The 22236-nt window shown below is 50.8% G+C and carries 21 protein-coding genes and 1 pseudogene; 11 read left to right on the top strand and 11 right to left on the bottom strand.

Annotation, left to right across the window (positions count from 1 at the left end):
- Nucleotides 1-82 precede the first annotated feature (82 nt).
- Entirely contained in the window at nt 83-229 is a 147-nt protein-coding gene (locus NDA02_RS03255; protein WP_190793390.1) for a hypothetical protein, read from the top strand.
- Nucleotides 230-244: 15 nt separating this feature from the next.
- On the opposite strand, the gene NDA02_RS03250 is transcribed toward NDA02_RS03255, so the two are convergent.
- The 4 genes from NDA02_RS03250 to NDA02_RS03235 form a co-directional block, all read right to left on the bottom strand.
- Nucleotides 245-1126 (bottom strand): segregation/condensation protein A, encoded by an 882-nt coding sequence (locus NDA02_RS03250; protein WP_190793389.1) that lies wholly within the window; start codon nt 1124-1126, stop codon nt 245-247.
- A gap of 23 nt (nt 1127-1149) precedes the next feature.
- Complete coding sequence (locus NDA02_RS03245; protein WP_190793388.1) at nt 1150-1302, bottom strand: hypothetical protein; 153 nt, start codon at nt 1300-1302, stop codon at nt 1150-1152.
- 69 nt (nt 1303-1371) lie between these two features.
- Entirely contained in the window at nt 1372-1560 is a 189-nt protein-coding gene (locus NDA02_RS03240; RefSeq protein ID WP_190793387.1) for a hypothetical protein, read from the bottom strand.
- A 342-nt stretch (nt 1561-1902) separates the two neighbouring features.
- Nucleotides 1903-2775, bottom strand: a complete 873-nt coding sequence (locus NDA02_RS03235) for a carbohydrate ABC transporter permease (RefSeq protein ID WP_190793386.1) — start codon at nt 2773-2775, stop codon at nt 1903-1905.
- Nucleotides 2776-2943: 168 nt separating this feature from the next.
- On the opposite strand from NDA02_RS03235, the gene NDA02_RS03230 reads away from it, so the two are divergent.
- The 3 genes from NDA02_RS03230 (at nt 2944) to NDA02_RS03220 (ending at nt 6854) form a co-directional block, all read left to right on the top strand.
- Nucleotides 2944-3639, top strand: a complete 696-nt coding sequence (locus NDA02_RS03230; RefSeq protein ID WP_348247199.1) for an aldehyde oxygenase (deformylating) — start codon at nt 2944-2946, stop codon at nt 3637-3639.
- 846 nt (nt 3640-4485) lie between these two features.
- On the top strand, nt 4486-4917 hold the full coding sequence (locus NDA02_RS03225; RefSeq protein WP_348254397.1) for a hypothetical protein: 432 nt from the start codon (nt 4486-4488) through the stop codon (nt 4915-4917).
- Between the two features lie 179 nt (nt 4918-5096).
- Nucleotides 5097-6854: an ABC transporter ATP-binding protein/permease gene (locus NDA02_RS03220; RefSeq protein WP_348254395.1), complete on the top strand. Its 1758-nt coding sequence runs from the start codon at nt 5097-5099 to the stop codon at nt 6852-6854.
- Between the two features lie 24 nt (nt 6855-6878).
- On the opposite strand, the gene NDA02_RS03215 is transcribed toward NDA02_RS03220, so the two are convergent.
- The 3 genes and pseudogenes from NDA02_RS03215 to NDA02_RS03205 all read right to left on the bottom strand — a co-directional run.
- Entirely contained in the window at nt 6879-7418 is a 540-nt protein-coding gene (locus NDA02_RS03215; protein ID WP_190793951.1) for a hypothetical protein, read from the bottom strand.
- A gap of 233 nt (nt 7419-7651) precedes the next feature.
- Nucleotides 7652-9031 carry a thioredoxin-disulfide reductase gene (trxB, locus tag NDA02_RS03210; RefSeq protein ID WP_348254392.1) on the bottom strand — a complete coding sequence of 460 codons (1380 nt, stop codon included), beginning with the start codon at nt 9029-9031 and terminating at the stop codon, nt 7652-7654.
- Nucleotides 9032-9709: 678 nt separating this feature from the next.
- Nucleotides 9710-9997: pseudogene (locus NDA02_RS03205) on the bottom strand (hypothetical protein); the annotation flags it as partial.
- A gap of 75 nt (nt 9998-10072) precedes the next feature.
- On the opposite strand from NDA02_RS03205, the gene NDA02_RS03200 reads away from it, so the two are divergent.
- The 4 genes from NDA02_RS03200 (at nt 10073) to NDA02_RS03185 (ending at nt 13473) form a co-directional block, all read left to right on the top strand.
- A complete protein-coding gene (locus tag NDA02_RS03200) occupies nt 10073-11830 on the top strand; it encodes a glycosyltransferase family 39 protein (RefSeq protein WP_348254390.1) in 1758 nt (585 codons plus the stop codon).
- Between the two features lie 186 nt (nt 11831-12016).
- Nucleotides 12017-12409 (top strand): DUF4346 domain-containing protein, encoded by a 393-nt coding sequence (locus NDA02_RS03195; protein ID WP_190793949.1) that lies wholly within the window; start codon nt 12017-12019, stop codon nt 12407-12409.
- 251 nt (nt 12410-12660) lie between these two features.
- Nucleotides 12661-13131, top strand: a complete 471-nt coding sequence (locus tag NDA02_RS03190; protein WP_348254388.1) for a 2TM domain-containing protein — start codon at nt 12661-12663, stop codon at nt 13129-13131.
- 30 nt (nt 13132-13161) lie between these two features.
- Complete coding sequence (locus NDA02_RS03185; protein ID WP_348254387.1) at nt 13162-13473, top strand: (2Fe-2S) ferredoxin domain-containing protein; 312 nt, start codon at nt 13162-13164, stop codon at nt 13471-13473.
- 2 nt (nt 13474-13475) lie between these two features.
- On the opposite strand, the gene NDA02_RS03180 is transcribed toward NDA02_RS03185, so the two are convergent.
- Both NDA02_RS03180 and NDA02_RS03175 read right to left on the bottom strand, forming a co-directional pair.
- On the bottom strand, nt 13476-14801 hold the full coding sequence (locus NDA02_RS03180; RefSeq protein ID WP_348254385.1) for a HetZ-related protein: 1326 nt from the start codon (nt 14799-14801) through the stop codon (nt 13476-13478).
- Nucleotides 14802-15323: 522 nt separating this feature from the next.
- Nucleotides 15324-15983 (bottom strand): L-threonylcarbamoyladenylate synthase, encoded by a 660-nt coding sequence (locus NDA02_RS03175; protein ID WP_190793945.1) that lies wholly within the window; start codon nt 15981-15983, stop codon nt 15324-15326.
- A gap of 44 nt (nt 15984-16027) precedes the next feature.
- On the opposite strand from NDA02_RS03175, the gene larC reads away from it, so the two are divergent.
- Complete coding sequence (gene larC / locus NDA02_RS03170; protein ID WP_190793944.1) at nt 16028-17563, top strand: nickel pincer cofactor biosynthesis protein LarC; 1536 nt, start codon at nt 16028-16030, stop codon at nt 17561-17563.
- 9 nt (nt 17564-17572) lie between these two features.
- On the opposite strand, the gene NDA02_RS03165 is transcribed toward larC, so the two are convergent.
- Complete coding sequence (locus tag NDA02_RS03165; RefSeq protein WP_190793943.1) at nt 17573-18031, bottom strand: ATP-binding protein; 459 nt, start codon at nt 18029-18031, stop codon at nt 17573-17575.
- A gap of 756 nt (nt 18032-18787) precedes the next feature.
- Between NDA02_RS03165 and NDA02_RS03160 the strand changes: the two genes are divergently transcribed.
- Both NDA02_RS03160 and NDA02_RS03155 read left to right on the top strand, forming a co-directional pair.
- Nucleotides 18788-19579 (top strand): WecB/TagA/CpsF family glycosyltransferase, encoded by a 792-nt coding sequence (locus tag NDA02_RS03160; protein ID WP_190793942.1) that lies wholly within the window; start codon nt 18788-18790, stop codon nt 19577-19579.
- Nucleotides 19580-19844: 265 nt separating this feature from the next.
- Nucleotides 19845-20435 (top strand): TIGR04376 family protein, encoded by a 591-nt coding sequence (locus NDA02_RS03155; protein ID WP_190793941.1) that lies wholly within the window; start codon nt 19845-19847, stop codon nt 20433-20435.
- A 118-nt stretch (nt 20436-20553) separates the two neighbouring features.
- Here the strand turns inward: NDA02_RS03155 and guaA are convergent, their stop codons facing one another.
- Nucleotides 20554-22161, bottom strand: coding sequence for a glutamine-hydrolyzing GMP synthase (gene guaA / locus NDA02_RS03150; protein WP_190793940.1), 1608 nt, complete (start codon nt 22159-22161; stop codon nt 20554-20556).
- Between the last annotated feature and the right edge of the window lie 75 nt (nt 22162-22236).

The following is a 22236-nucleotide window of genomic DNA, read 5'->3' as shown; positions in this document are numbered from 1 at the left end:
ACGTTGACAGAATCTCGCAAGTCCCTTGAGGAAGACAGTTTTGCAAAACAATAAAGGCTCCTGAGTCGCTCAGGGGATATGTTTGCTAAAGACTGTTCAAGCCTATCGGATTGCCTTTCCCATCATCCTACTTTTTCAGGTCAGGCGAAAGGGTGGCGGAGGACGGGTCATGCAGCAGAAGGTGGATTTCACAAGGCTATGCCAGTGGTTGACCAGTCCGGCAGAATAGGATTCCAGCAGAACATCAGTCCGGCAAAACAAAGGCAGGCAGCGTTCCTTCGCTCAGCAGGGCAGGGGTAAGGCTGCGAACGTTTAGATCCTCGTAAAAGACCTGCTGCGATAGCTCCACCTTGGACTGGGCAGACAGCAGCAGCAGTGCCCAAAATACGCCAACGCGATCGCTTGTTTCAGAGTGAGCCATATGGGAAGCATTTGGAGCTGATTCTTCTGCCGATCGATCGGGCTGAACCTCGCGCCACCAGTAGAGCAACTGCTCAAAATTAAGCCATTCATCACCCTGACTGAGTTCCTGCCAGCGTTCGGTCAAAAACTGCTCCAGAATTGCCGCCACCTCAGAAAGGTTTTCCTGGTGGGCAAGCTGGGCGATCGTGCGAATTGCCTGCTTTTGGGAATGGGGCCGGGCACGGCGGGCAACCACACGACGAGTTTTTGGCTCTGCTATCGCTGCCGCGATCAAATTAAGCTGGGTGATCAGTTCAGGCAGCGTCACTCGCCGAGAAGGAATGGGTGGGGCAGTGGCTCGGCGGCGAATGCGTCGTTCCAGGTGCGGCGGCAAGCCCGGATTCACACACGGTTCAAAATCATCTGCCAGCTCTTCTTCGGGCGGTGGCTCGGCACTGGCTTCGCGGGCAAGACTGTCTGCCTTGAGCAGCAGCAGCATCGAAGCATAGAGAAACGCCTGTCCCGACTGAGACAAATCCGCTTCGTAGGGGGCGCGTCCGTTAGCTGCGATCGTTCCTGGGGAAGCCGTGCCTCCGTCAGGCTTGAGTTTGCTGAGAAAGCGATCGATCACCTCGATCACCTGCACATCCCAAGGATTGATCTCTCCCCGTTCCGCCAGCTCAATCAGGAAGGAAATTGCGTTCTGCGCCAGGGAAAGGGACATGACAAGTTAGGGAAAAAGAAAGTTTATCTAAGGCTAGCGCGAACAAAATAAATTGCAGCAACCACGATACAAATTAACAGGAGCAGCGGAACCCACAGACTCCACTTGTTAAGCGGGTCGATTAAAGCAGAAGCTTCTGTCATGTCTGTTGTTCTGGCAGGGAGCAGCAGTTCCATCGGGAGGATGACCAGAGCCACTTTAATTAGATCCTTAACGAATTAGCTCCTTAACGTGAAAATGAGCGGCTATAGCCTTTTTCTTGCCATTGCCTGCAACCGCTCCAAAGGAAACTCAGCGGTAAAATGATCCAAGGGCTTAAGCTGCCCTGCAACTGTGTAAACGTAGAGGATGCCGCCAACCATACGGCTTGATGAAATTAAATCAAGGGCTTTTGCCAGGTGAAGGCACTGAGTAACCTCATGAGGTGTGATCATTACTGCGGTTTAGTTTCCGGTGAATTAAAACAAAAAAGTAGAGTGTGGCTGCGAAATCTGGTAGCGATAACAGCCATTTCCTGCTGTAGCATGATCTGCCACACCAGGGTGAAACTTGAAGGAAGTATGCCGTAAGACAGATGCACCTATTAACAGAAGACAACTCATCCAAAGAAGTACCACAGTGGTTATGCGTTGCCCTGTGCAAGCAAGTTAACCGCTAGTTTAGTTGACAATTCTGTTGAATGTAAACGTTTTCATTCCGTTAAGTTTTAAAGTTGTAAATGAACTCTCTCTTAAGAAATAGAGACGAGAAAGAGAGGCAAGGACTACAGATTTGACTTATGCCTTTATTCCGGTTGCGGCAATCCCGCGAATAAACTGTCTCTGACAGACGAGAAACAGCAGTCCTACGGGCAGAGTGACCAGCACCACGGCTGCCATCAGCAGCGACCAGCGATCGGTAAACTGTTCTTGAAATGCGGCAAGGGCAAGCTGGACGGTTTGCAGTTCGGGACGGGTGGTAAAAACAAGCGGCTTAAACAGGTCATTCCACTCACCGATAAACGAAAACAGAAAGAGGGTGACGATCGCCGGACGTGCCAGAGGCAAGATAACGTGCCAGAGGATTTGCAGCCGCGTTGCCCCATCCAGTGCCGCTGCTTCTTCTAGCTCGATCGGAATTGTCTCAAAATATTGTTTCAGCAGCACAATGCCAAAGCCATTTACCGCAGTAGGCAAAATGAGCGCGCCGTAGGTGTTGATCAAATGCCCCCATTTCAAAATTAGAAAGACCGGAATCACCAGAATTTGAAACGGGATCACCAGCGTTGCCAGGATCAGCACCAGCATGAGCGATCGTCCTCGAAACTGAAACCGCGCCAGTCCATAGCCTGCTAGAGCCGAAGTGATACTCTGGGCAAGCGTGACACTCAACGCGACCAGCGTCGAATTGGCAAACGCTCGCAAAAAGTCGCCCTGCTGCCAAACGGCGCGATAGTTTTCCCATGTCCAGCCAATCTTCCCAGTGGGTAAAGTAGGCAGGCTTTCAGGAGGCGCAAAGGTAGCTAGCAGCACGATCGCCAGCGGCAGCAGCACCAGCGCAGCTCCAATTAGAAGCAGGAAACGATTCAGCCAGGGCAAGAGGCGAGCGGTGATTCGGGTAGCCAAAGGCAAAAACGGAAGGGCAGATTGATCTGAAACAATCGATGGCATCGGCAAAGCTTTGGGTATTCAATGCATCCATAAGCTATGCTACAAACTTAGCTGCCTTTCAGAAGAATCTTCCTATTGGCTCAACGGTCTGCTTGTAAATTGCAGCGGCAAACCAGTAGGGTGGAGGTTAGGATTGGATATCTGTTTCACCGAGGAGACGACGAACCCATGCAGCAGCTTGACTACTCCCCTGAGCTTGACTTTGAGAGTGAGTCTTATAAAGACGCGTATAGCCGCATCAATGCGATCGTCATTGAGGGTGAGCAAGAGGCATTTGACAATTACCAGAGGCTCGCCGAGCTGCTTCCAGAGTCCAAAGAGCGGCTGGTTGGTTTGGCGAAAATGGAAAGCCGTCACATGAAAGGGTTTCAGGCTTGTGGACGCAATCTACAAGTTACTCCTGACATGAAGTTTGCTCAAGAATTTTTCGCAGGTTTGCACAGCAACTTCCAGAAGGCAGCCGCTGAAGGCAAGATTGTTACCTGTTTGCTGATTCAATCTCTCATCATTGAGTGCTTTGCCATTTCTGCCTACAACATCTATATTCCGGTCGCAGATGATTTTGCCCGCAAGATCACCGAAGGCGTGGTCAAGGATGAATATACCCACCTGAACTTTGGCGAAGAGTGGCTGAAAGCAAACTTTGAAACGTCAAAAGCAGAACTTCAGGAAGCCAATCGTGAAAATCTGCCGATTGTCTGGCGAATGCTCAATCAGGTCGAAAATGATGCTCATGAACTGGGCATGGAAAAAGAGGCACTGGTAGAAGATTTCATGATTAGCTACGGAGAGGCACTAAGCAATATCGGTTTTACGACTGGCGAAATTATGCGGATGTCCGCTTATGGCTTGACTGCTGCTTAGGAATCTCAATCCCATTATTTGATCGGGGTGGGCATCTAGCTCGCCCTTTTTGTTGGGAATTTGGCTGAAGGTTTTTGCTGAGAATTTGGCTGGGAATTCGATTAGAAATTACATGGACAGACGTGCCGGGAGCAGCGTCAGCAACACGATCGCCAGAAACAGCAGGGCTGAACCCGTTTCCAGCAGGGTAACGCGCTGGATCTTAGTCGTGCAATACCAGTCTTGCTGCCCCAGAATCAGTCCATATTTCAGTAGCGCAACGGTAAAAGCGGCGATCGTAAAAGGAGAAAGGTTAGAAAGGACACGAACAGCATGACATAAACGCCATGCTCGGAAGAGAAAACGGACGATACCAAGCTTGAGGATTGCGCTAAGCAGGACTGCTTGTGGAATTTGCCTGTGGCATTGTACCCGCTCAAGTTCACTTTTTTTAGCTTGACGTATTCCCGCTAAAGCGCCTACAGCTTTCCCAAAAGCATTAATAAAAGTGCAAAGTTTGTATTCCTCTGCAAGATGTGTCGTGTGTAAATCGGTAAGGATATAAAGGCTTATAGCAAGAGAAAAAGATTGTCCTTTTCAGCGCTCCTGCTTTTGTTCTGTTAATTGTGGAATTACTGTTCCTAAAGTAATAGGGAAGTAAGAGGTTGTCTGACGAGTGTTTGGTTTCCTGTGTTGCCCCCATTACCCCCTCAAGGAGTCAACCTAGGCAAGCTTTGAATCCCAAAAAGTTCAACCAAGGAAATCTTCCCCAATCTCTGTAATTCGACAGAACGATCGCCTGATCAGGTTGTTTAGGATCGTTCGCACGATAACAATCACTCGATATATTATTCAGGAGAACGGGCTATGCCTGAAATGCAAAAACAGGGAAAACCCACAGACGCGAAGCAGGACGAATTCGATCAGGATCTGCATCCCCACACCATGGCAGGACAGAATCAGGGCTTGCGAGCGACTGGGAGCCAGAGTGGTGAATTTCCCACCGCATATGACATCAAGGATTTGCACAACGTGCTGACCAGCTTCACCGACGAAGAGCTAAAGCAAATTTCAGTCGTTCCTCACGGAATGCGCTTAGAACAGGGTGCAACCTATGTGGATCTGCTCGACCCCGATCGTGAAGAGTTCACAGCAATGGGGCATATGGAGGCGATCGAAGGAAGCTGGTACTGTCTTAAAAATGAGGTGCATTACGAGCTGTGGAACCGCCTGACTCAGGTGCAAAATCCGCAGCAGACCGGAACGGGAGTTGATCAGCCGTCGATCGGTTCGGTTTAAGCGCCTGTTCGACCCGTATCCAGGGTGTTACACAATCGCTCTACGGGCAGTATTCTGGGGGAGCTATTCCGGGTGAAATGGTTAAGGTAGAAAACTCGCTTTCAACTCATTCATAAGCTGGGTTTCTGCCTGACCAATTTGCTCTCCCCGGATTGCCCGATTGCGAGGAAACCAAGCCGATGGATCGATTCAATTTCAGCGTCTTTCAGCAGTTCTGGACGATCGCAAAGTCCTATTGGTCAAGCGATGAGAAATGGCAGGCGCGGGGATTGCTGCTGGGCGTGGTGCTGTTTTTGCTTGCTTACACCGGGCTGAGTGTTTTGCTCAACAACAAGCGGGGGGTACTCATTTCTGCCCTTTCTGCCCAGGATGAGCCGCGATTCTGGCAAACGGTGATTATTTTTATTGGTGTACTGGTAGTTTATGCGCCTTTGCTGGCAGGGTACACCTATCTGCGTGATCGCCTCAGTTTACAGTGGCGACGGTGGCTGACCCATCGGTTTGTCGATCGCTATTTTGCCAATCGCGCCTATTACAATCTGCAGGTTTTTGGCACAGAAATAGACAACCCCGATCAGCGCATTACGGAAGACGTGCGGAGCTTTACGCAGGAATCGCTTACCTTTTTGCTGGTGCTGGTGGAATCTGTTTTGTCAGTGATTGCCTTTAGCAGTGTGCTGTGGGGCATTTCCAAGCCGCTGGTGTTTTTTCTGGTGCTGTATGCCCTCGTGGGGACAGTCGTAACCACTGGGGTGTTTGGCAAACCGCTGGTGCGGTTAAATTTTGAGCAGCTTAAGAAAGAAGCCAATTTCCGCTTTAGCCTGGTGCGAATTCGAGAAAATGCCGAGTCGATCGCCTTTTATCGGGGAGAAGAGCGGGAATCCAATCAGGTGAGCGATCGGTTTCAGGCTGTGTTCGACAACGTGAAGCGGCTGCTGGTGTGGGAACTGAACCTGAATATTCTCACCAATGCCTACGAGTTCATTCCATTTATTCTGCCTGCCCTGGTTGTTGCGCCTGCAATTTTTGCGGGAGAAATGGAAGTCGGTAAAGTTTCTGAGGCACAGGGCGCATTTGTTCGCGTCTTTTTCTCGCTCAATGTGGTGGTTGCCCGCTTCCAAGCATTGACCACCTTTGGAGCCGGAATCAATCGTCTCTATACGTTTGCTGCCTTTTTAGAGCAGATTGAAGCCCAAGCAGACGACAGAACCGACCAAAAGCCCAAGATTCAGACCGTCACAGCCGATCGCCTCGCCGTTCAACACCTCACCCTGCAAACGCCCAACTATCAGCGAACACTGATTGAAGATCTGACAATCAAACTGCCCAGCGGGTCAGGATTGCTGGTCATGGGTCCAAGCGGCTGCGGCAAAAGTTCATTGCTGAGGGCGATCGCGGGACTGTGGAATTCGGGTAAGGGAACGATCGAATGTCCTGAACCGAAGGAAATTTTGTTTTTACCACAGCGTCCCTATATGGTGTTGGGAACGTTGCGCGACCAGTTGCTTTACCCCAACACCGAGCTTGAGCTAGATGACGATCGCCTGAAGCAAGTTTTAGAACAAGTCAACCTGGGTGGACTGGAGGAGCGATTTGACGGCTTTGATACTGAGCAAGATTGGGGAGATGTCCTCTCGCTGGGCGAACAGCAACGACTCACCTTTGCCCGCCTGCTGTTAAATAAACCGAGGTACGTCATTCTCGATGAAGCAACCAGTGCCCTTGACCTGGAAAACGAGGAACGACTGTATCAACACCTGAAAGCGTTACAGGGTAACTCTGCTAACGAGACGGGCACAACGTTTCTCAGCGTTGGACATCGAGCAACCCTGGCGAACTATCATCAGTCGGTTTTGCAGTTGGCGATCGATCAAACCTGGAAGATTAAGCCATCGCCCGAATTTGAGAAGCAGCCAGAACTCTCAGAACTGGCATAGTTTCTCTGGCATCGTTTCTAAGGCTCATTCCTTTGAGACCACCCAAACCAGAACTGCACTATCGACCGCATCGGTAAATTGACGAATAGTGGTGTACTGGTCAATTACGATCGTCGCTTTTCCGGTTGTGCCGATCGTGCCCAGCTGCTGAATTGCGGCTTCCTGGTTTTCAAAGCAGAACCAGACTTTGCGATCGTCATTCAAAAATCGGGGCAGTTGGGTAGCTGAGGCAGCGTCTCCATCAAAGCAAACAGACTGAACATCAGGGGATTGCGGATGGGGTCTATAAGTGCCCGTCAGCAGGACCTCCCCCTGAAAGGCAACGGTTCCAACCATCGAGCCATCAAAGGCTTTTTGCACATCAACCTGCCTGACTTCCAATCCTTGAATTCGATCGCCTACTTGCAGCGTTGTAGGGTCAAACTGATTGGAGCGGGTGGGAGTTAGCAAAGCAATCGAGGCACTCGGCGGGGTTTCCACTTGCTTTGGAAGCTGCTGATCCGCACAGCCCCATCCGGCGATCGTCAGAGTAGAGCAGAGCGCAATCAATTTGTAAGATTTCATAACCGCGAACAAAGACACAGCGAGGGTTCAAATCGATCGACACTCAGAGATATTGAGAAGTTGCTGAGTCTAAACTGCTGATTCTAAACACTGTAAAAAAACGGGTAGAAAGTCGATCACCTTCAGCTTATTTACTTCTGCCAACGATCCCGATTGCGGGAAGCGACATGAGTAAACTGGCTGTTAGGGACAAACTTCTACCCGATGTGGGATTGAGAATTGAAACTTAGAAACTAAGCCACCGGAACCGCTGAGTATTTATAAATGGTTTCGCGATACTGGCTCTTGGGCTTCACGCCTTTTAGCTCAGCTACCAGTGCCTTATCCCGGAAAAATTGCACCGTGGGCGTACCAACGACTCCGGCAGACTCTGCGATATCGGGGTCTTGCTCAATGTCAATCTCGACATAGTGAATCTGACCTTCGAACTCATCCACAATCTTGCTGAGAATTGGCTTCAGCGTGTGGCAGGGTCCGCAGGTGGGCGAAGCGTACTTCACCATGATCAGACGATCGCTTTCGTGATAGAGCTTCCGCAGGGCGTAGCCCCCTTCATGGTGCGTCCGGGCAACGTCAAATTCAACCGCTTCTTCAGCCTCTGTTTTGTGATGCGGTGCTTCGACTGCTTTTTCTTCTTCTTCAGGCTGGTGGAACTCCTGCGCCAGTCCGTTTACTGAGAGCCAGCGTTCTGCCAGCATTGCTGCCTGACAGCCTGAACCCGCAGCGGTAATCGCCTGCCGATATTCGTGATCCTGCACGTCGCCGCAGGCATACACGCCTGCGATATTGGTTTCAACATCGTTGCGCGTCACGATATAGCCAACATCATCCAGCTCAATCTGTCCCCGGAACAGAGAAGTATTGGGCGTGTGACCGATCGCATAAAATAGCCCTTTAACATGCAGGCTATCTTCTTTGCCCGTCTGAGTATTGCGGATCTTGATGCCGTTCATATGCGTTTCGTCGCCAAAGACATCGATCGCCTCTGTATTGCGGTGAACGGTAATTTTAGGATTGATCAGCACCCGATCCTGCATGGCTTTGCTGGCACGCATCGTTTCGCCGCGAATCAGCAGATGTACGTGGGAGCCATACTTTGTCAGATAAACGGCTTCTTCTGCCGCCGAGTCGCCACCGCCGATCACTGCCAGTTCCGCCTGACGGAAAATTGGGGTCGCGCCATCACAAATCGCACAGGCAGAAATTCCCCGGCTCCAGAACTCATGCTCGCAGGGTAAACCCAGCCGCTTTGCGGTGGCTCCAGTGGCAATAATGATGCTATGTGCCCGCACTTCTCTTTCTTCTGAGCGAATCACAAACGGACGCTGGCTAAAATCTACTTCGGTGACATCTTCCGTCACCAGTTCTGCGCCCCAGCGAATTGCCTGCGCCTTCATCCGATCCATAAGCTGCGGACCCGTGATTCCGTCAGGAAAGCCAGGAAAGTTTTCTACTTCCGTTGTGGTCATGAGTTGCCCACCCGGTAGCCCTCCTGCCTGATAGCCTTCGAACACAAAGGGTTTCAGGTTTGCCCGTGCTGCATAAATCGCTGCCGTATATCCTGCCGGACCAGAACCGATAATGACAACGTTTTCTACCGTAGGGTTTGCCATAGCTATTTATATGAACTCATAACGACTACGCTTAGTATAGCTTAATTTTTTGAAATGGGTATAGCAAAAGGAAAAATACGTCAAACGACTACTTCCCCTCATCCCCCAACCCTTCTTGCACCAGCGGCACAGAGGAGACGAATTGGAAGTCCTGCGATCGTTTCAGGAAAGGGATTTAGGGAAAAGTAGGGAAAAGGGATCTAGGGGGAGGGTCAATATTCCTCCCAAGCTCATGGTGCTATGAGTGCCCAGAACTCCAGTGGGTCAAGGAATGGGTCAAGGAATGAGTCAAGCTGTGCTAGTTATCGCTTTTGAATAAAACCGAATCGATCGCCTGATTAACTCTCAGTTTGCTGTGCTATTAAGCGTGGTTTAACAGCGGATTTTGCAACATTTGCAACGAAGGCGTGTCAAGGCAATGCGAAGCAGTTTCCTCTCCGGAGTCGTCAGATTATCGCTTGAAGGTAACTATTGCTGAGGTTTTGGCATCGGGATTCGCAGCGCGTGGGTCAGGTTTGTTCGCTCATTCCAATTTGTCTGCTGGCTTCATCGCCGCCACGAGCTCGTCTTCTTTTCTTTGCGATCGTCCTTCTCTTTTTTATTAAAATCCCGCTTGCCAAATCGATTCATTGAATCCTCTGGCTTTTCCTTTTCCACTGCCCATTCTTCCTCGCTGATCCAGGTAGAAACCGATCGCAGCACAGGTGGAACCTCAGTCCCTTGGGGAAATTCGAGAATCGTTTCGCTCAAGCCCAGATAGCCCGATTCGCTAAACGACATCAGCATTCGCTGCACCGCAAACCAGACTTCTGCTTCGTATTCCCAGTTTTCGCCATAAGAGCATCTGCCTGCGATCGATTTGAGTGCCCAGAAATAGCTGTTTCGCACGATCGATCCGCTCTTTTTATACTGAGGGAGATCGTCAGTGTGGATCAACAAAACTTCATTTTCAATTTTGGCTCGCACGCGCTCTGCCCCTGGATGTGACATAGAATTAGCTTTCATGGTAACAATTCCAGAATGTCATCAGAGGGATAGCGGTTGAAACGACGTTCGCTTCGAGTTGGGCTGCGGTGGCTATTGATCAGCGTACTGGTCCTGGGAATTGGCTTTCGATTTCTAAATCTCGATCGCAAGATTCTTTGGCACGACGAAGTTTATACCTCTATGCGATCGGCGGGCTATACGCGTCATGAAATTGACAGCAGCCTATTTCGCGATCGGTTTATTCCCGCGCCCAATTTGCAGTGGTATCAGCAGCCAAAGCCGGGCAGCACCTTTCCCGATACGATTTATTCTTTAGCAATCGAAGATCCGCAGCATCCCCCGCTCTACTTTGTGCTAGCCCGGTTCTGGATGAAGCTTTTCGGCAGTGGAATTGCAGAAACTCGCCTCTTTCCTGCGCTGCTGAGCCTGCCCGGAATCATCCTGATGTATTGGCTGGCGATCGAGCTATTTGGCTCCCGATTGGCGGCACTGGTGGCAGCGGCTCTGCTGGCTCTTTCCCCCTATGACATTTTGTTTGCCCAGACGAATCGGCAATACAGCCTGCTGACGACGATCGTGATTGGAAGTAGCTGGCTGCTGCTGCGGGCAATCCGGCTGCCCACCTGGTGGAACTGGGGGCTGTATATGCTGAGTCTGGCGCTGGGGCTGTATGCCCATCCATTTTTCGCCCTGACGATCGCAGCTCATGGAATTTATGTGTTGTTAGTGGGTGGACCGGAGCCGAACAAAGACAAACCAGACCCGGCTCGGCATGAATCCCTCAATCCTGAAGAAAAATCGGCGGCTCCGCGTCGGCGGCTCAAGTTTAATTTCCCGATCAGGAGGCTGGTTTCCGATCGCCCACCGTTTGGCAATTTGCGCCTTTATTTGCAGTTTGGCATCGCCGTCCTGGAAGCTCTGATTCTCTACAGTCCCTGGATTGCGGTGATGTACTTTAATCGTCAGCGGGCATTAGCAACAACAGATTGGGCGCAAGTGCCTACTGATTTTGGTTATTTGATCAAGCTGTGGCTACTCAGTTTTACGTCGCTGTTTGTCGATCTTGACTTTGGCTTTAACAATCCTGTTACCTATCTGGTGAGAATTCCTTTTCTGCTGCTGGTGATTGTGGGAATGGTGCTGCTGTATCGAACCGCTCCGCGCAAGACCTGGCTATTTGTGCTGTTGAACTTTCTGGTTCCTTTTCTGCTGCTGGTATTGGCAGATGTGCTGTTGGGCGGAAAGCGATCGGCAGTGAGTCGCTATCTGGTTTCGTGCTATCCGGCGATTCAGCTTGCGGTGGCTTATTTATTTGGCGTTGCGCTGTTTAGTCAGCCTGCTTTTTGGCAGAAGGCAATGGGGCGATCGATCCCGCTTTCTGCTCGTTTGGCGCAAGGGTTGGGAAAGCAATCAATCTGGTTTGGCATTTTAACGGCTGTGTTTACGGCAAGCCTGATCTCTTGCAGCCTGAGCGCGGCAGCACAAACCTGGTGGAGCAAAGATTTGAGCTATTCAAACGCCGAAGTTGCCCGAATTATGAATCGAGAAGCAGAAACGAGCAATCCGGTTCTGGTCAGCGATATCGGCGACGATTACACCAACACAGGTGATCTGATTTCACTGAGCTTTCGACTGACCGACAAAGTGAGGCTTTACACCGTTAGCGAAACGCCCAATCTCGATCCACTCGCCCCTGAATCCAACGTGATTTTCTTTCGTCCCTCCCAAAAACTGCGATCGGAGATCGAGCAAAAAGGCTGGGCGTTGCAGTCTTTCTATCGAGAAGGTCGGCTCTGGCAGCTCAAGCGGTAAACCCGATCGGTCAACCCGATCAAAGAATCGATTCGGCATTCCCTACTCCGTCAACGAGAATCGATCGCACTACACTAGATCAAGGCTTGCTCATTGTGCTCATTCGATCGAAAGAATTGTTCATTCTTTTCCCTACTTCCGTTTCCTGAACTATTTTTTGAACTTTTCCTGAACCTTTTCTGAACTATGTATACCGTTCCAACCTCGGCTGAAAATTTAGCAGCACTCGATAATAAACTTTCTAATCGTTACATTGAACTCGATCCGGCAGGATACTTTGTCATTTATGTTGATCGCGAAGCCGGGTTAATCTGCGCTAAGCACTACACCAATACGATTAACGACAAAGGTTTAGCCTGCGATCCCGAAACAGGTGAACCCCTGCCTTGCAATGTAAAGGTCGAGCGCACCCCTACAGTTTTGTTTACAGGCAGAACGGCAAAAGAACTCTGCATCAAAATCTTTGAGGAAACGAAACCTGCACCCATTACCTACCTGGATCACGCTGCCTATTTGGGACGCGAGTTTGTCCGAGCAGAAGCCGCGCTGATCAGCGGACAGGACTATATTCAGGACTAAATTCAGGACGAAGAGGCTTTTGGAGAAGTCGCGCTGTTGCCCGAACTGCCCCCTCACGAGTCAATTTGGGGAGGAACCCTACTCTCTTGAAGGTTTTCAAAGTTACTCGGCATTGGGGAATTTGGGGCAATGTCGAATCTCTGACACTTTTCAAACACCCCACCAATACGTTTCCCTTCTGTCTCGCCCAAATCTGTCTCGCCCAAAATTGTCTAGCATTAACTCAGAGCTAATTTTCAGGACAAACCGCCATGTCTAGCCCACTCTATAGTCCGGAAGACGCGCAGCAAATTCTACATCTGGCGATCGTTCGTCAGGTGGAAGCCGGAGACGTAACCCGCGATCAGTTGCTTGAGATTGCGGCAGAGCTGAATATCGCTCCGGGAGAACTGGCGGCAGCAGAGCGGGAATGGATGACCCAGCGCGGAGAGGCGATCGATCGAGTGGCATTCGATCGGCATCGGCAGCAGCAATTTCGGCATCGACTGGGGCGGTTCTTGATTGTGAGTTCGTTTCTGGTTGCGCTCAATGCTCTGACCGGAGGTGCGGCGGGCTGGTTGCTCTACATTCTGTTTCCCTGGGGTTTAGTAGTTACGCTGGATGGATGGAAAACTTTTCAGCTTCAGGGGGAATCCTACGAAGGCGCGTTCAAACGGTGGCAGCAAAAACGCAGGCTTAAAACTTCTGTCACTCGCTTGCTCGATCGCTGGCTCAGCGCGTAACTCCAGGAAAACTCTCGTCTCCATTCTCTCGTGCAGCATTCCTCTCTGCCTGCTAAACGTCGCTGTGTGCTGATTTGTCAGCATCGTTCCTGTACGCGCCAAGGTTCTGCCGAGGTGCTGGCTGCGTTTCAAGCCGCGGTTCCCGCAGGGGTCATGGCAACAGCAAGCGACTGCATGGGGCAGTGTGCCTCTGGTCCCACCGTGCGAATCATGCCTGACGGCGAGTGGTACTGCCGCATTCAGCGATCGGACGTAGAAACCATTGTGAAGGAACACCTGGAAGGCGATCGACCCGTCAGAAATTTGCTTCACCCCCGCTTTCACCCCCTAGAGGAAGCATAAGCCTAGCTGGTTGTGCTGTTGCGTGTTTGCCAGGCTAGCTCGAGCAGGGCAACCCACCGCTTCTGAACTTGTTTCAGCGTACAGCGTAGGGCTTTGGCAATTTCCTGGTCGCTGCGCTTCTGAGTTTTAAGCCGCAAAAGCTGGTGCTGGTCTGGGGTCAACTGCTGAAGAAATGCTTCCCACTGCTGGAGCGGCATTCCAAGATTTTGATCAAGGTCTGCGCCGAGCCACTGATGCACCAACTGCCAGCGATGCGATCGAGCAAACTTCTCGACATGATATTTAAATCGCTGTTGCAGATAGTCGCGCTGCCGGGGCGAAAGATTGAGAATCTCATCGATTTCCGGGGCGGAGAGATCCTGAAGCTTAAGGGTGAGATAGTCGACACAGTCGGGCTGTCCCTGTGCTTCGAGGTAGCTGATCAACTCAGTGATGACGCGATCGCGCAACACAAAATCGGTTGGATCAGTCATTTCCGCCATCATTTGTTCCCGCACCTGCTGCACCAGAGGCGATCGGCTGTGCTGTTCAGCTTCTTCGCTTTTTGCGCTCTCAATCGCCATTTCTAAGTCGATCGCGGTTTCGGGAGGCTGACGGTGAGCAAATCCCTGAGCGCGGAGGACAATGAGCTGCTGGGTGCGCCGTCCGGGAAGAGCAATTCTGCGCTTGGCATAGTGTTCGGTAAAGGCCATGTATTCTGCCAGTTCCAGTCGTGTGCGCGGCGAGTAATCCTCCGGCAGGGTGTTCTCGCGCCGAAACGCCTTGAGCACTTCGATGTAAAATCCCTGCAAAAAGTCTTCAATCAGCCCATAGCGGGCACTAAAGCCCATCTGGGTCTGGGTTGCCACAATGTGACGGTAAACCATCGTGCTGAGATGGCTATGCAGTTCGACCCGACCTCGCTTTGAGCCTAGCTTGTAGTAGCTCAGGCACTTTTTCAGCCGATGCTGTGCCAGCGTCATTAACCAGGTTTGCTGCTGCCCAGAACTACGGATGCGATCGCTTTTGTCGCAGATACGTTCTACTTCAATAAGGATGCGATCGATCAGGATACGGATCGAGGGAAGGTGAGATATTGCTTCAGTTTCAAGCTCACTCAGTAATTTCGCTGTCAATTCTTCCCGAAGCTGCAAGTCTGCCGCTGAATATTCAGAAGTATGGTTGACTGGGGCAGCATTGACCCCGACAGGAGAATGAGGAGTGGAGGAATTGGTCTGGATGGGGGCATCCGGTAGATCACCGACAGATGAAAAGGGGTTGGGAATCACGCAAGGAAACTCACTCGCCACAGAAAGGAAACAGGAGGAATTCACAGGTTCAGAGTTCATAAATGAATTGCAGGGTGATGCACAACGACAACAGCGCAGAACGGGAGTTCCAGAATTTTGAGCTTCACGACTCAGGTTCTTAGAACTCAAAACCGTCTGAGATGTTTCTGCCCGATTGCCGATGTCTACATCTAAAGTTTGGGAAACTCCGGCTCTTGCCCGTTTTTAGCAGCCACTTTTTTTTGTGGTTTCCGGATGGGAACAAATTCAATTGATATACCGCAGGCTTGAGCAACCCAAAATGTTGGATTCACCCTAGGCGCAAACAAGGCTGGAGTGCTGCTCCTGCTGATTTTTACCTGCCGCTCGTCCTGTGAGGCTACAATCTGGGAGATCGGTCCTTCCGCTCCACCTTAGGAGGACAATTCTGCAACTGGATCGCCCGCAGCAATCAGGAAATTTTTGTCGTTGTTGGTGAACTGCCTTTCCGCGATTGTCCAGATAAATCGTCCAGATAAAGGGATAAGTGCTGCGAATCTAGCTTCTGTTCCGCTCCCCTCGCGAGTCAATTTCAGTATCCCCTCAGCGTGCTTCCCGCGATGAGAGAGTGACTTTCAGATCTGCAACCGCTTCCCAGCCCAATCCTTTGCGAAGGACGATCGGTTCTGCCTGGGTCAGGTCGAGGATGGTAGACACTTGAGTACGAATCGGAGACTGATCATCAATAATGATGTCAACCCGCTGATCAAGCTGATCAAACAGTTCAGCCGAATCAATGAACTGATCTTCCGCATGAACCACCGTCGGCGCAGACGTAGAGATGATCGGATTTCCCAAACTCTGCAAAAGTGCCTGACAAATCGCATGATTAGGAACCCGAATTCCGGTCGTTTTGCGCTTCGGATCTTGCACCAGTCGCGGCACAAGCTTGGTTGCCGGAAGCAAAAACGTATAGGGTCCGGGGATCAGGTGACGAATTAGCCGATAGGAAGCATCACTCACGATCGCATACTGAGCAATATTTGACAGCGAAGGACACAAGAAGGTCAGCGGCTTATCGTTTGAGAGCTGCTTTAGTTTTCGGACGCGCTCGATCGCCGATTTTGCATTGAGGTCGCAGCCGATCGCATACACTGTATCAGTGGGATATAGGACGACCGCCCCATCGCGTAACGCATCGCGAATCTTTTCAATCCGTCGCATCTGGGGTGTTTCTGAATGCAATTTATAAACGATCGCCATCGGAACTCCTGATTCTCCTCACACTGCTTGCTTCATTTTGCCTTATGACGAAACTAGCTTATCTGGATTGCCCCACGGGTCTGTCTGGGGATATGTGCCTGGGTGCACTGGTTGATGCCGGCGTTCCCCTGACTTATCTGATTGAGACGTTAGAAAAGTTGGGCATCTCGGACGAATACAAACTCTGGGCAGATCGGGTACAGCGCAACGGACAGCAGGCAACCAAGGTTTTTGTCGAACTGGTTTCAAACTCCGATCGAACACATAGAGATCATGCCGGGCAGGCAGCAGCCCCTTCAGCGCATCAACCCGAAGCACACCTTCATAGAGACGATCGCGATCCTCCTCGTCGCTCCACTCACGCCGAAGATCACCGTCATTCCGATCATCCCGCTCCTCACAATCATCCCCTGCATCATCATGCCGAGCGAAACTTACCCGAAATCGAAGCGTTGATTCGATCGGCTCAGTTGGCCCCCCGCACCGAAGCCTGGAGCCTGGCAGTCTTTCGTCGGCTAGCTGAAGCAGAAGCAGCAGTGCATGGCATTCCGCCAGAGTCAGTTCACTTTCACGAAGTGGGCGCAACGGATGCGATCGTTGATATTGTGGGAACCTGTGCCGGGCTGGACTGGCTGGGGGTCGATCAAATTTACTGTTCTGCTTTACCGATCGGTGGAGGAACAGTTCGCGCAGCCCACGGTCGTCTACCCGTTCCGGCTCCGGCAGTTCTGAAGCTGTGGGAAATGCGTCAGGTTCCTATCTACAGCAACGGGATCGATCGCGAACTCGTAACGCCCACAGGTGCAGCTCTGGTGACAACGCTGGCAGATCAATTTGGTGCACCGCCACCGATGACGCTTCAAAAAGTAGGGCTGGGCGCGGGATCAATTCATCTACCGCTCCCCAACATTCTGCGGCTGTGGATTGGTACTGCTGAAGCTGGGCCAGCCAAGAAACTGCATCAAGCCAATTCCCCTTCAAAGCAAACTGTTCTTCATTGCAACGCAGCCCCGCTTGCAACAAGCCATCTGCTTCCTTCAGAGAAAAAACCGCTTCAGAGGATTCATTCTGCCCATCACTCATCTGAAGCTGCGGGGATCAAGGAAACGGTCGGTCAGCAGGAAACTGTCACGGTGTTAGAAACGCAAATTGATGATCTCAATCCCCAGGCGATTGGCTACGTAATGGATGCGCTGCTTCGGGCAGGGGCACTGGATGTCTTTACCCAGCCCATCGGTATGAAGAAATCGCGGCCGGGGCTATTGTTAACGGTAATTTGTCGTCCAGAGCAGATCGAAATCTGTGAAGCGATTATGTTTCGGGAAACAACTACCCTGGGCATCCGGCGAGCCCAGCAGGCAAGAACCGTGCTCTACCGGGAAATTGAAACGGTGCAAACGGTTTACGGAGCAATTCGCGTCAAGGTTGCGCGGCAATCAAAATTGGGTGCAGTGGTGAATGTGCAGCCAGAGTATGAAGATTGTGCTGAAATTGCCCGAAAAACTCAACAACCCTGGCGTGAAGCTCATCGAGTTGCGATCGCAGCGTGGTATCATCAATTCCGTGAATCTAACCAATAAACTGAAAAACTATAAGCTACAGAGGGAGAGCAGCCGGGAGCGGCTCTTTACCTGCTTACAAAGCCGTAACTCTGTGCCGGACTGGTTCCAGTTCACCTGGTCGAAAATCTGGTGAAGAATATACAGCCCACGACCGCACTCATCAAAGTCACTGATGTTGTACTGGTTAAAATCTGAGCTACCGCAACAGCAGTCCGGCACAAAACCTGTTCCCTGATCGGAAATGACCCACCAGTACTGATCTTCTAAAACAAAAAACTCGACCAGAATAATCTTACTGGGATCAAGGTTATTTCCATGTTTCGCAGCATTAACCAAAGCTTCCTGCAAACCCAAACGTAGCTCTGGCTGCCATTTGGGAGGAATATCTGCCAATAGCAGATCCAAAATAGGGCATAAGTGAAGAGTCGAGGCAAAACTGACTGTGCCCCACTTGCGACCGCTTGGACGCGGTGAGATGGAAATCACCGAAGAACCCTCTCAGCTTTCAAGTGGATGACTTGCACCGCTTTTGAGTTCACAAATATCTTGCGACTCAAAAACCTATCAGACTCAGCCATTGCATATCCTAAAAGAATCATTGAAGACACACAACAGCACTTGAGATTTGACTTGATACTTAGCTATCCAACCGCGTATGACGGCATAGACACTTCCATCGGACTAAGTTCATCCTAGCATAGCCCTACCACCTTTATAGAACCCTCTCAGTATCCGACTGCGACGGATAGATAAACCGATAGCTTAAGTGAGGCGATCGGGTGAAGCTTGAGGAAAACACAGTTTACTTTACCCTGAAGCTTGCCCTTAATTCGTTGCATTGATCGCCTTATCAGCCTAGGGAGAGGTGGTATACAGAGGTAAATTTGTTTTACTACAGGGGCTTCACATCAGTTTTACTATAGGTGCTTCAGACTCTATCTTTACATAAGGAAAATACGGTACGGAGTTGCAGGCTCAGTTGCAGACAGGGATGTAATGTTTCAATGAACTCTCAGTGAAAGCACTAGCCTTCAGTAAAAAAAGATGGCAAGCTAGTGTTCACCACGAGGGTTTCAACTTAAACCGATATACGAATAGATGCGTTAGCCCCCAGATAGGAAGATTCGATTGTTAGTAAAAGTTTCAATCTGACTTCTTAACTGCATCAATCCGGCGAACAAAAATTTTCTCTCTATTTTTGAGTAACAGAATGGTGAGCGTGATGTGGAGGAGAAGCTCCAGATGAGCCAGGTAAAACTACTGAATGTTGATATTGATAATCTCTCAATGACGGAGCTGCTTGAGAAGCTGAATCGCGGCACGGTATTTACGCCGAATGTCGATCATCTTGTAAAGCTGCAAGCCGATCGCGAATTCTTTGAGGCTTACCAGGACGCAGACTTCAGAACTTGCGATAGTAAAATTTTATACTATATAGCAAAGCTGCTGGGTTGCCCGGTTAAGGAAAAAGTTTCCGGGTCGGATCTATTCCCTGCCTTCTGCGAATACCATAAGCGCAGCGAAGACATCTCTATCTTTCTGCTTGGAGCGCGAGAAGGAGTTGCGGCTGAGGCTCAGCGTCGGATTAATGCAAGAATTGGCAGAGCCATTGTCACCGCTGTGCATTCTCCCTCCTTCGGGTTTGAGCGGAGCGAAGAGGAATGCGAACAAATTATTGACCTAGTCAATCAATCTGGAGCAACAGTCCTCGCGGTGGGAGTTGGTGCACCAAAACAGGAAAAGTTTATCCATAAGTACAAGCACCGCTTTAAGCACGTCAAGATCTTTATGGCGGTCGGTGCAACGATCGACTTTGAGGCAGGAAACGTGCTGCGTGCACCCAAATGGGTTAGCGAAACGGGTCTAGAATGGCTTTACCGCCTGCTTTCGGAGCCACGTCGTCTCTGGCGACGCTATTTAGTCGAGGGACCATCTTTCTTTTGGCTAACCTTTTTGCAAATGTGCAATCTCTACCGAGATCCGTTTAAGGAAAAAGGCTCTGAAGCATCCACGGCAACCCGGATTACCGCCTGAGCAAAATATTGCAATTGTTCAGTAATCGAAGACGGAGGCAGGACTTTTACCCTGCCCCATTTTTTTGCCTTAATTTTTTGCCTTAATATAAAATACCTTAGGAAAATCCCTTAGAGGGATGTCTGAGCAAACTGCCAGCAAACTGCCAAAAGCAGCATGAAACTGGCTGAAAGTGCTGCTACGATAGGGGCACATTCGGGAAGCCTGACGACAACCGATCGATCCAGCAGTCGTCATTGAGTCGTCGTTGAAGGGAGAGTCTGCAATGGGATTGTTTGAGGATTTAAGCGGCTTTTTGGAAAGCAGACTGGAGGAATTTCTGCGAAATAACCCTCATCTCGAATTGCAGGCACTTGCTGACAAGCTTGCGGAACAGGAGGAAGAAGCCATTCGCCTGCTGGGAAACTTGCGCCTGCGCGAAAAACAGCTTCAGGACGAAATCCTGAATACGGCTCAGGAAATTCAACGCTGGCATGTGCGAATCGAAAAGGCAAAGAATGCTAATCGGCTCGATCTCGTAAAGCCTGCCGAAGAACGAGAAGCTGCACTGCTGCGCCAAGGCAATCAGCTTTGGGGGCAAATGGAACTTGTCAAGGAGCGTGTCAAGCAGGCGATCGAGCTTCAGAGCCAAATTAAGGTGCGCCGTCAGGAAATCAAGGTTAAATTAACCGAAGCAGAGGCGGCTGCTCGTGCCACCGCACAGTCAGAGCAGTTTCAAACTGACCAGCAGTGGCAAACAATCGGCTGGAACCAGGGCTTTAGTTCCAACACTGCCGCCGATCCGCTTGAGCAGTCCTTCCGGCGCTGGGAGATGGATGAGGAGCTAGAAAATCTAAAGCGGCAGATGGGTCGCTAACCGAAACGGGAGGGAATTAAAAAATCGTTCCCCTGGCGTTTTCCACAGGAGTGGCGAAGTTTTCCACAGACTTTGCGGGGGTTTTCCACAGGCTTGGGGATTTTCTGGACTGCTGAACCTATTCCCACTCGATCGTCCCAGGTGGCTTTGAGGTAATGTCATAAACAATGCGATTCACCCCACGTACTTCATTCACAATCCGGTTAGAAATGGTTTCCAGCAGATCGTAAGGCACTCTTGCCCAATCTGCTGTCATGCCATCCTCACTGCGAACAAACCGGAGCACGATCGGGTAGGCATAGGTGCGCTGGTCGCCCATCACGCCTACACTGCGGATCGGCAGCAGCACGGCAAACGCCTGCCACAGCTCATGATACATACCGGCACGGTTGATTTCCTGCCGCACAATCAGATCAGCATCGCGGAGAATGTTGAGCCGCTCGGCGGTTACTTCGCCCAGAATCCGAATTGCCAGTCCGGGACCGGGGAACGGCTGCCGCTGCACAATTTCTTCGGGTAGCCCGATCGATCGTCCCACTTTTCGCACTTCGTCTTTAAACAGCTTGCGAAGCGGCTCGATCAGCTTGAACTGCAAATCTTTGGGCAATCCGCCGACGTTGTGGTGGCTCTTGATTTTGACTGCTACTCGTTCGCCCGTTTGAGGATCAACGTTGGTGTCTGCCGATTCGATCACATCCGGGTAAAGCGTACCCTGTGCCAAATAGTCAAACGGACCCAGCCGCCGCGATTCTTCTTCAAATACATGAATGAACTCATGTCCGATCCGCTTGCGCTTTTCTTCGGGATCGGTCACGCCTTCCATTTGCGCCAGGAATCGATCGCGAGCGTTGATATATTCCACCGGAATGTGAAACTGCTCCTGGAAGAGTTTGAGTAGCCGCTCTGGTTCTCCCTTTCGCATAAAGCCCTGATCGATAAACATACAGGTCAACTGTTCACCGATCGCCTTATAGAGCAAAAACGCCAGTGTCGAGGAATCCACTCCACCGGAAAGTGCCAGCAGCACTCGTCTATCGCCAACTCTGGCACGGATCTCGCGAATCGATTCTTCCACAAAAGCCGCTGTCGTCCACGTGGGTTCACAGTCGCAGATGTGATAGACGAAGTTGCGAATCAGCGCGATCCCACCGATCGAATGCACCACTTCGGGATGGAACTGCACGCCGTACAGCTTTTTATCGTGGTGGGCGATCGCCGCGCAGGAGGTATTTTCGGTGTGGGCAAGCGTTTCAAACCCAGTGGGCAGATGAGTGACTGAATCCCCATGGCTCATCCACATCGTGGTGCCGTCTTCCACGTTGGTCAACAGGTCAGTTGGGTCATCAATATACAGCGACGCTTTGCCATATTCTCCTCGCTCTGCTCGCTCGACCCCGCCGCCCAACTGCTGCACCATAAGCTGCATTCCATAGCACACGCCCAGGATGGGAACGCCCAAATTCCAAATTTCGGGATCGCAGTGGGGCGCGTAGTCGTCGTAGACCGAGCTGGGTCCGCCAGAAAGAATAATGCCTTTGGGGTTAAGCTGGCGCAGTTGTTCGATCGTAGTGCGGTACGACAGCACTTCAGAGTAAACCTGGGTTTCCCGAATACGTCGGGCAATGAGCTCAGAGTATTGTGAACCGAAGTCTAGAATCACAATGATCTGGCGATTGAGCTTTTCCGCAGACGATGCGGTTGGGGGTTGTTCGGTTTGAAGAGTCACCGCTTAATCCTGCTGTTACATCCTTAATTGATTAACCAAGATAACTTGCTAAACCGCTCTGAAGAGCGCGAAGTA

Origin of the sequence: Leptolyngbya sp. ST-U4 (assembly GCF_039962215.1) — a bacterium.
Taxonomy (GTDB): Bacteria; Cyanobacteriota; Cyanobacteriia; order Elainellales; family Elainellaceae; genus Leptolyngbya_A.
The sequence above is the reverse complement of the archived record's forward strand: the minus strand, read 5'-3'. Positions and strand labels throughout refer to the sequence as shown.

What these genes read in the sequence shown, in the direction of transcription:
- NDA02_RS03250 (WP_190793389.1), bottom strand. Translation starts at nt 1,126, where the DNA reads ATGTCCCTTTCCCTGGCGCAGAACGCAATTTCCTTCCTGATTGAGCTG.
- NDA02_RS03245 (WP_190793388.1), bottom strand. Translation starts at nt 1,302, where the DNA reads ATGGAACTGCTGCTCCCTGCCAGAACAACAGACATGACAGAAGCTTCT.
- NDA02_RS03240 (WP_190793387.1), bottom strand. Translation starts at nt 1,560, where the DNA reads ATGATCACACCTCATGAGGTTACTCAGTGCCTTCACCTGGCAAAAGCC.
- NDA02_RS03235 (WP_190793386.1), bottom strand. Translation starts at nt 2,775, where the DNA reads ATGCCATCGATTGTTTCAGATCAATCTGCCCTTCCGTTTTTGCCTTTG.
- NDA02_RS03230 (WP_348247199.1), top strand. Translation starts at nt 2,944, where the DNA reads ATGCAGCAGCTTGACTACTCCCCTGAGCTTGACTTTGAGAGTGAGTCT.
- NDA02_RS03225 (WP_348254397.1), top strand. Translation starts at nt 4,486, where the DNA reads ATGCCTGAAATGCAAAAACAGGGAAAACCCACAGACGCGAAGCAGGAC.
- NDA02_RS03220 (WP_348254395.1), top strand. Translation starts at nt 5,097, where the DNA reads ATGGATCGATTCAATTTCAGCGTCTTTCAGCAGTTCTGGACGATCGCA.
- NDA02_RS03215 (WP_190793951.1), bottom strand. Translation starts at nt 7,418, where the DNA reads ATGAAATCTTACAAATTGATTGCGCTCTGCTCTACTCTGACGATCGCC.
- trxB (WP_348254392.1), bottom strand. Translation starts at nt 9,031, where the DNA reads ATGGCAAACCCTACGGTAGAAAACGTTGTCATTATCGGTTCTGGTCCG.
- NDA02_RS03195 (WP_190793949.1), top strand. Translation starts at nt 12,017, where the DNA reads ATGTATACCGTTCCAACCTCGGCTGAAAATTTAGCAGCACTCGATAAT.
- NDA02_RS03190 (WP_348254388.1), top strand. Translation starts at nt 12,661, where the DNA reads ATGTCTAGCCCACTCTATAGTCCGGAAGACGCGCAGCAAATTCTACAT.
- NDA02_RS03180 (WP_348254385.1), bottom strand. Translation starts at nt 14,801, where the DNA reads ATGAACTCTGAACCTGTGAATTCCTCCTGTTTCCTTTCTGTGGCGAGT.
- NDA02_RS03175 (WP_190793945.1), bottom strand. Translation starts at nt 15,983, where the DNA reads ATGGCGATCGTTTATAAATTGCATTCAGAAACACCCCAGATGCGACGG.
- larC (WP_190793944.1), top strand. Translation starts at nt 16,028, where the DNA reads ATGACGAAACTAGCTTATCTGGATTGCCCCACGGGTCTGTCTGGGGAT.
- NDA02_RS03160 (WP_190793942.1), top strand. Translation starts at nt 18,788, where the DNA reads ATGAGCCAGGTAAAACTACTGAATGTTGATATTGATAATCTCTCAATG.
- NDA02_RS03155 (WP_190793941.1), top strand. Translation starts at nt 19,845, where the DNA reads ATGGGATTGTTTGAGGATTTAAGCGGCTTTTTGGAAAGCAGACTGGAG.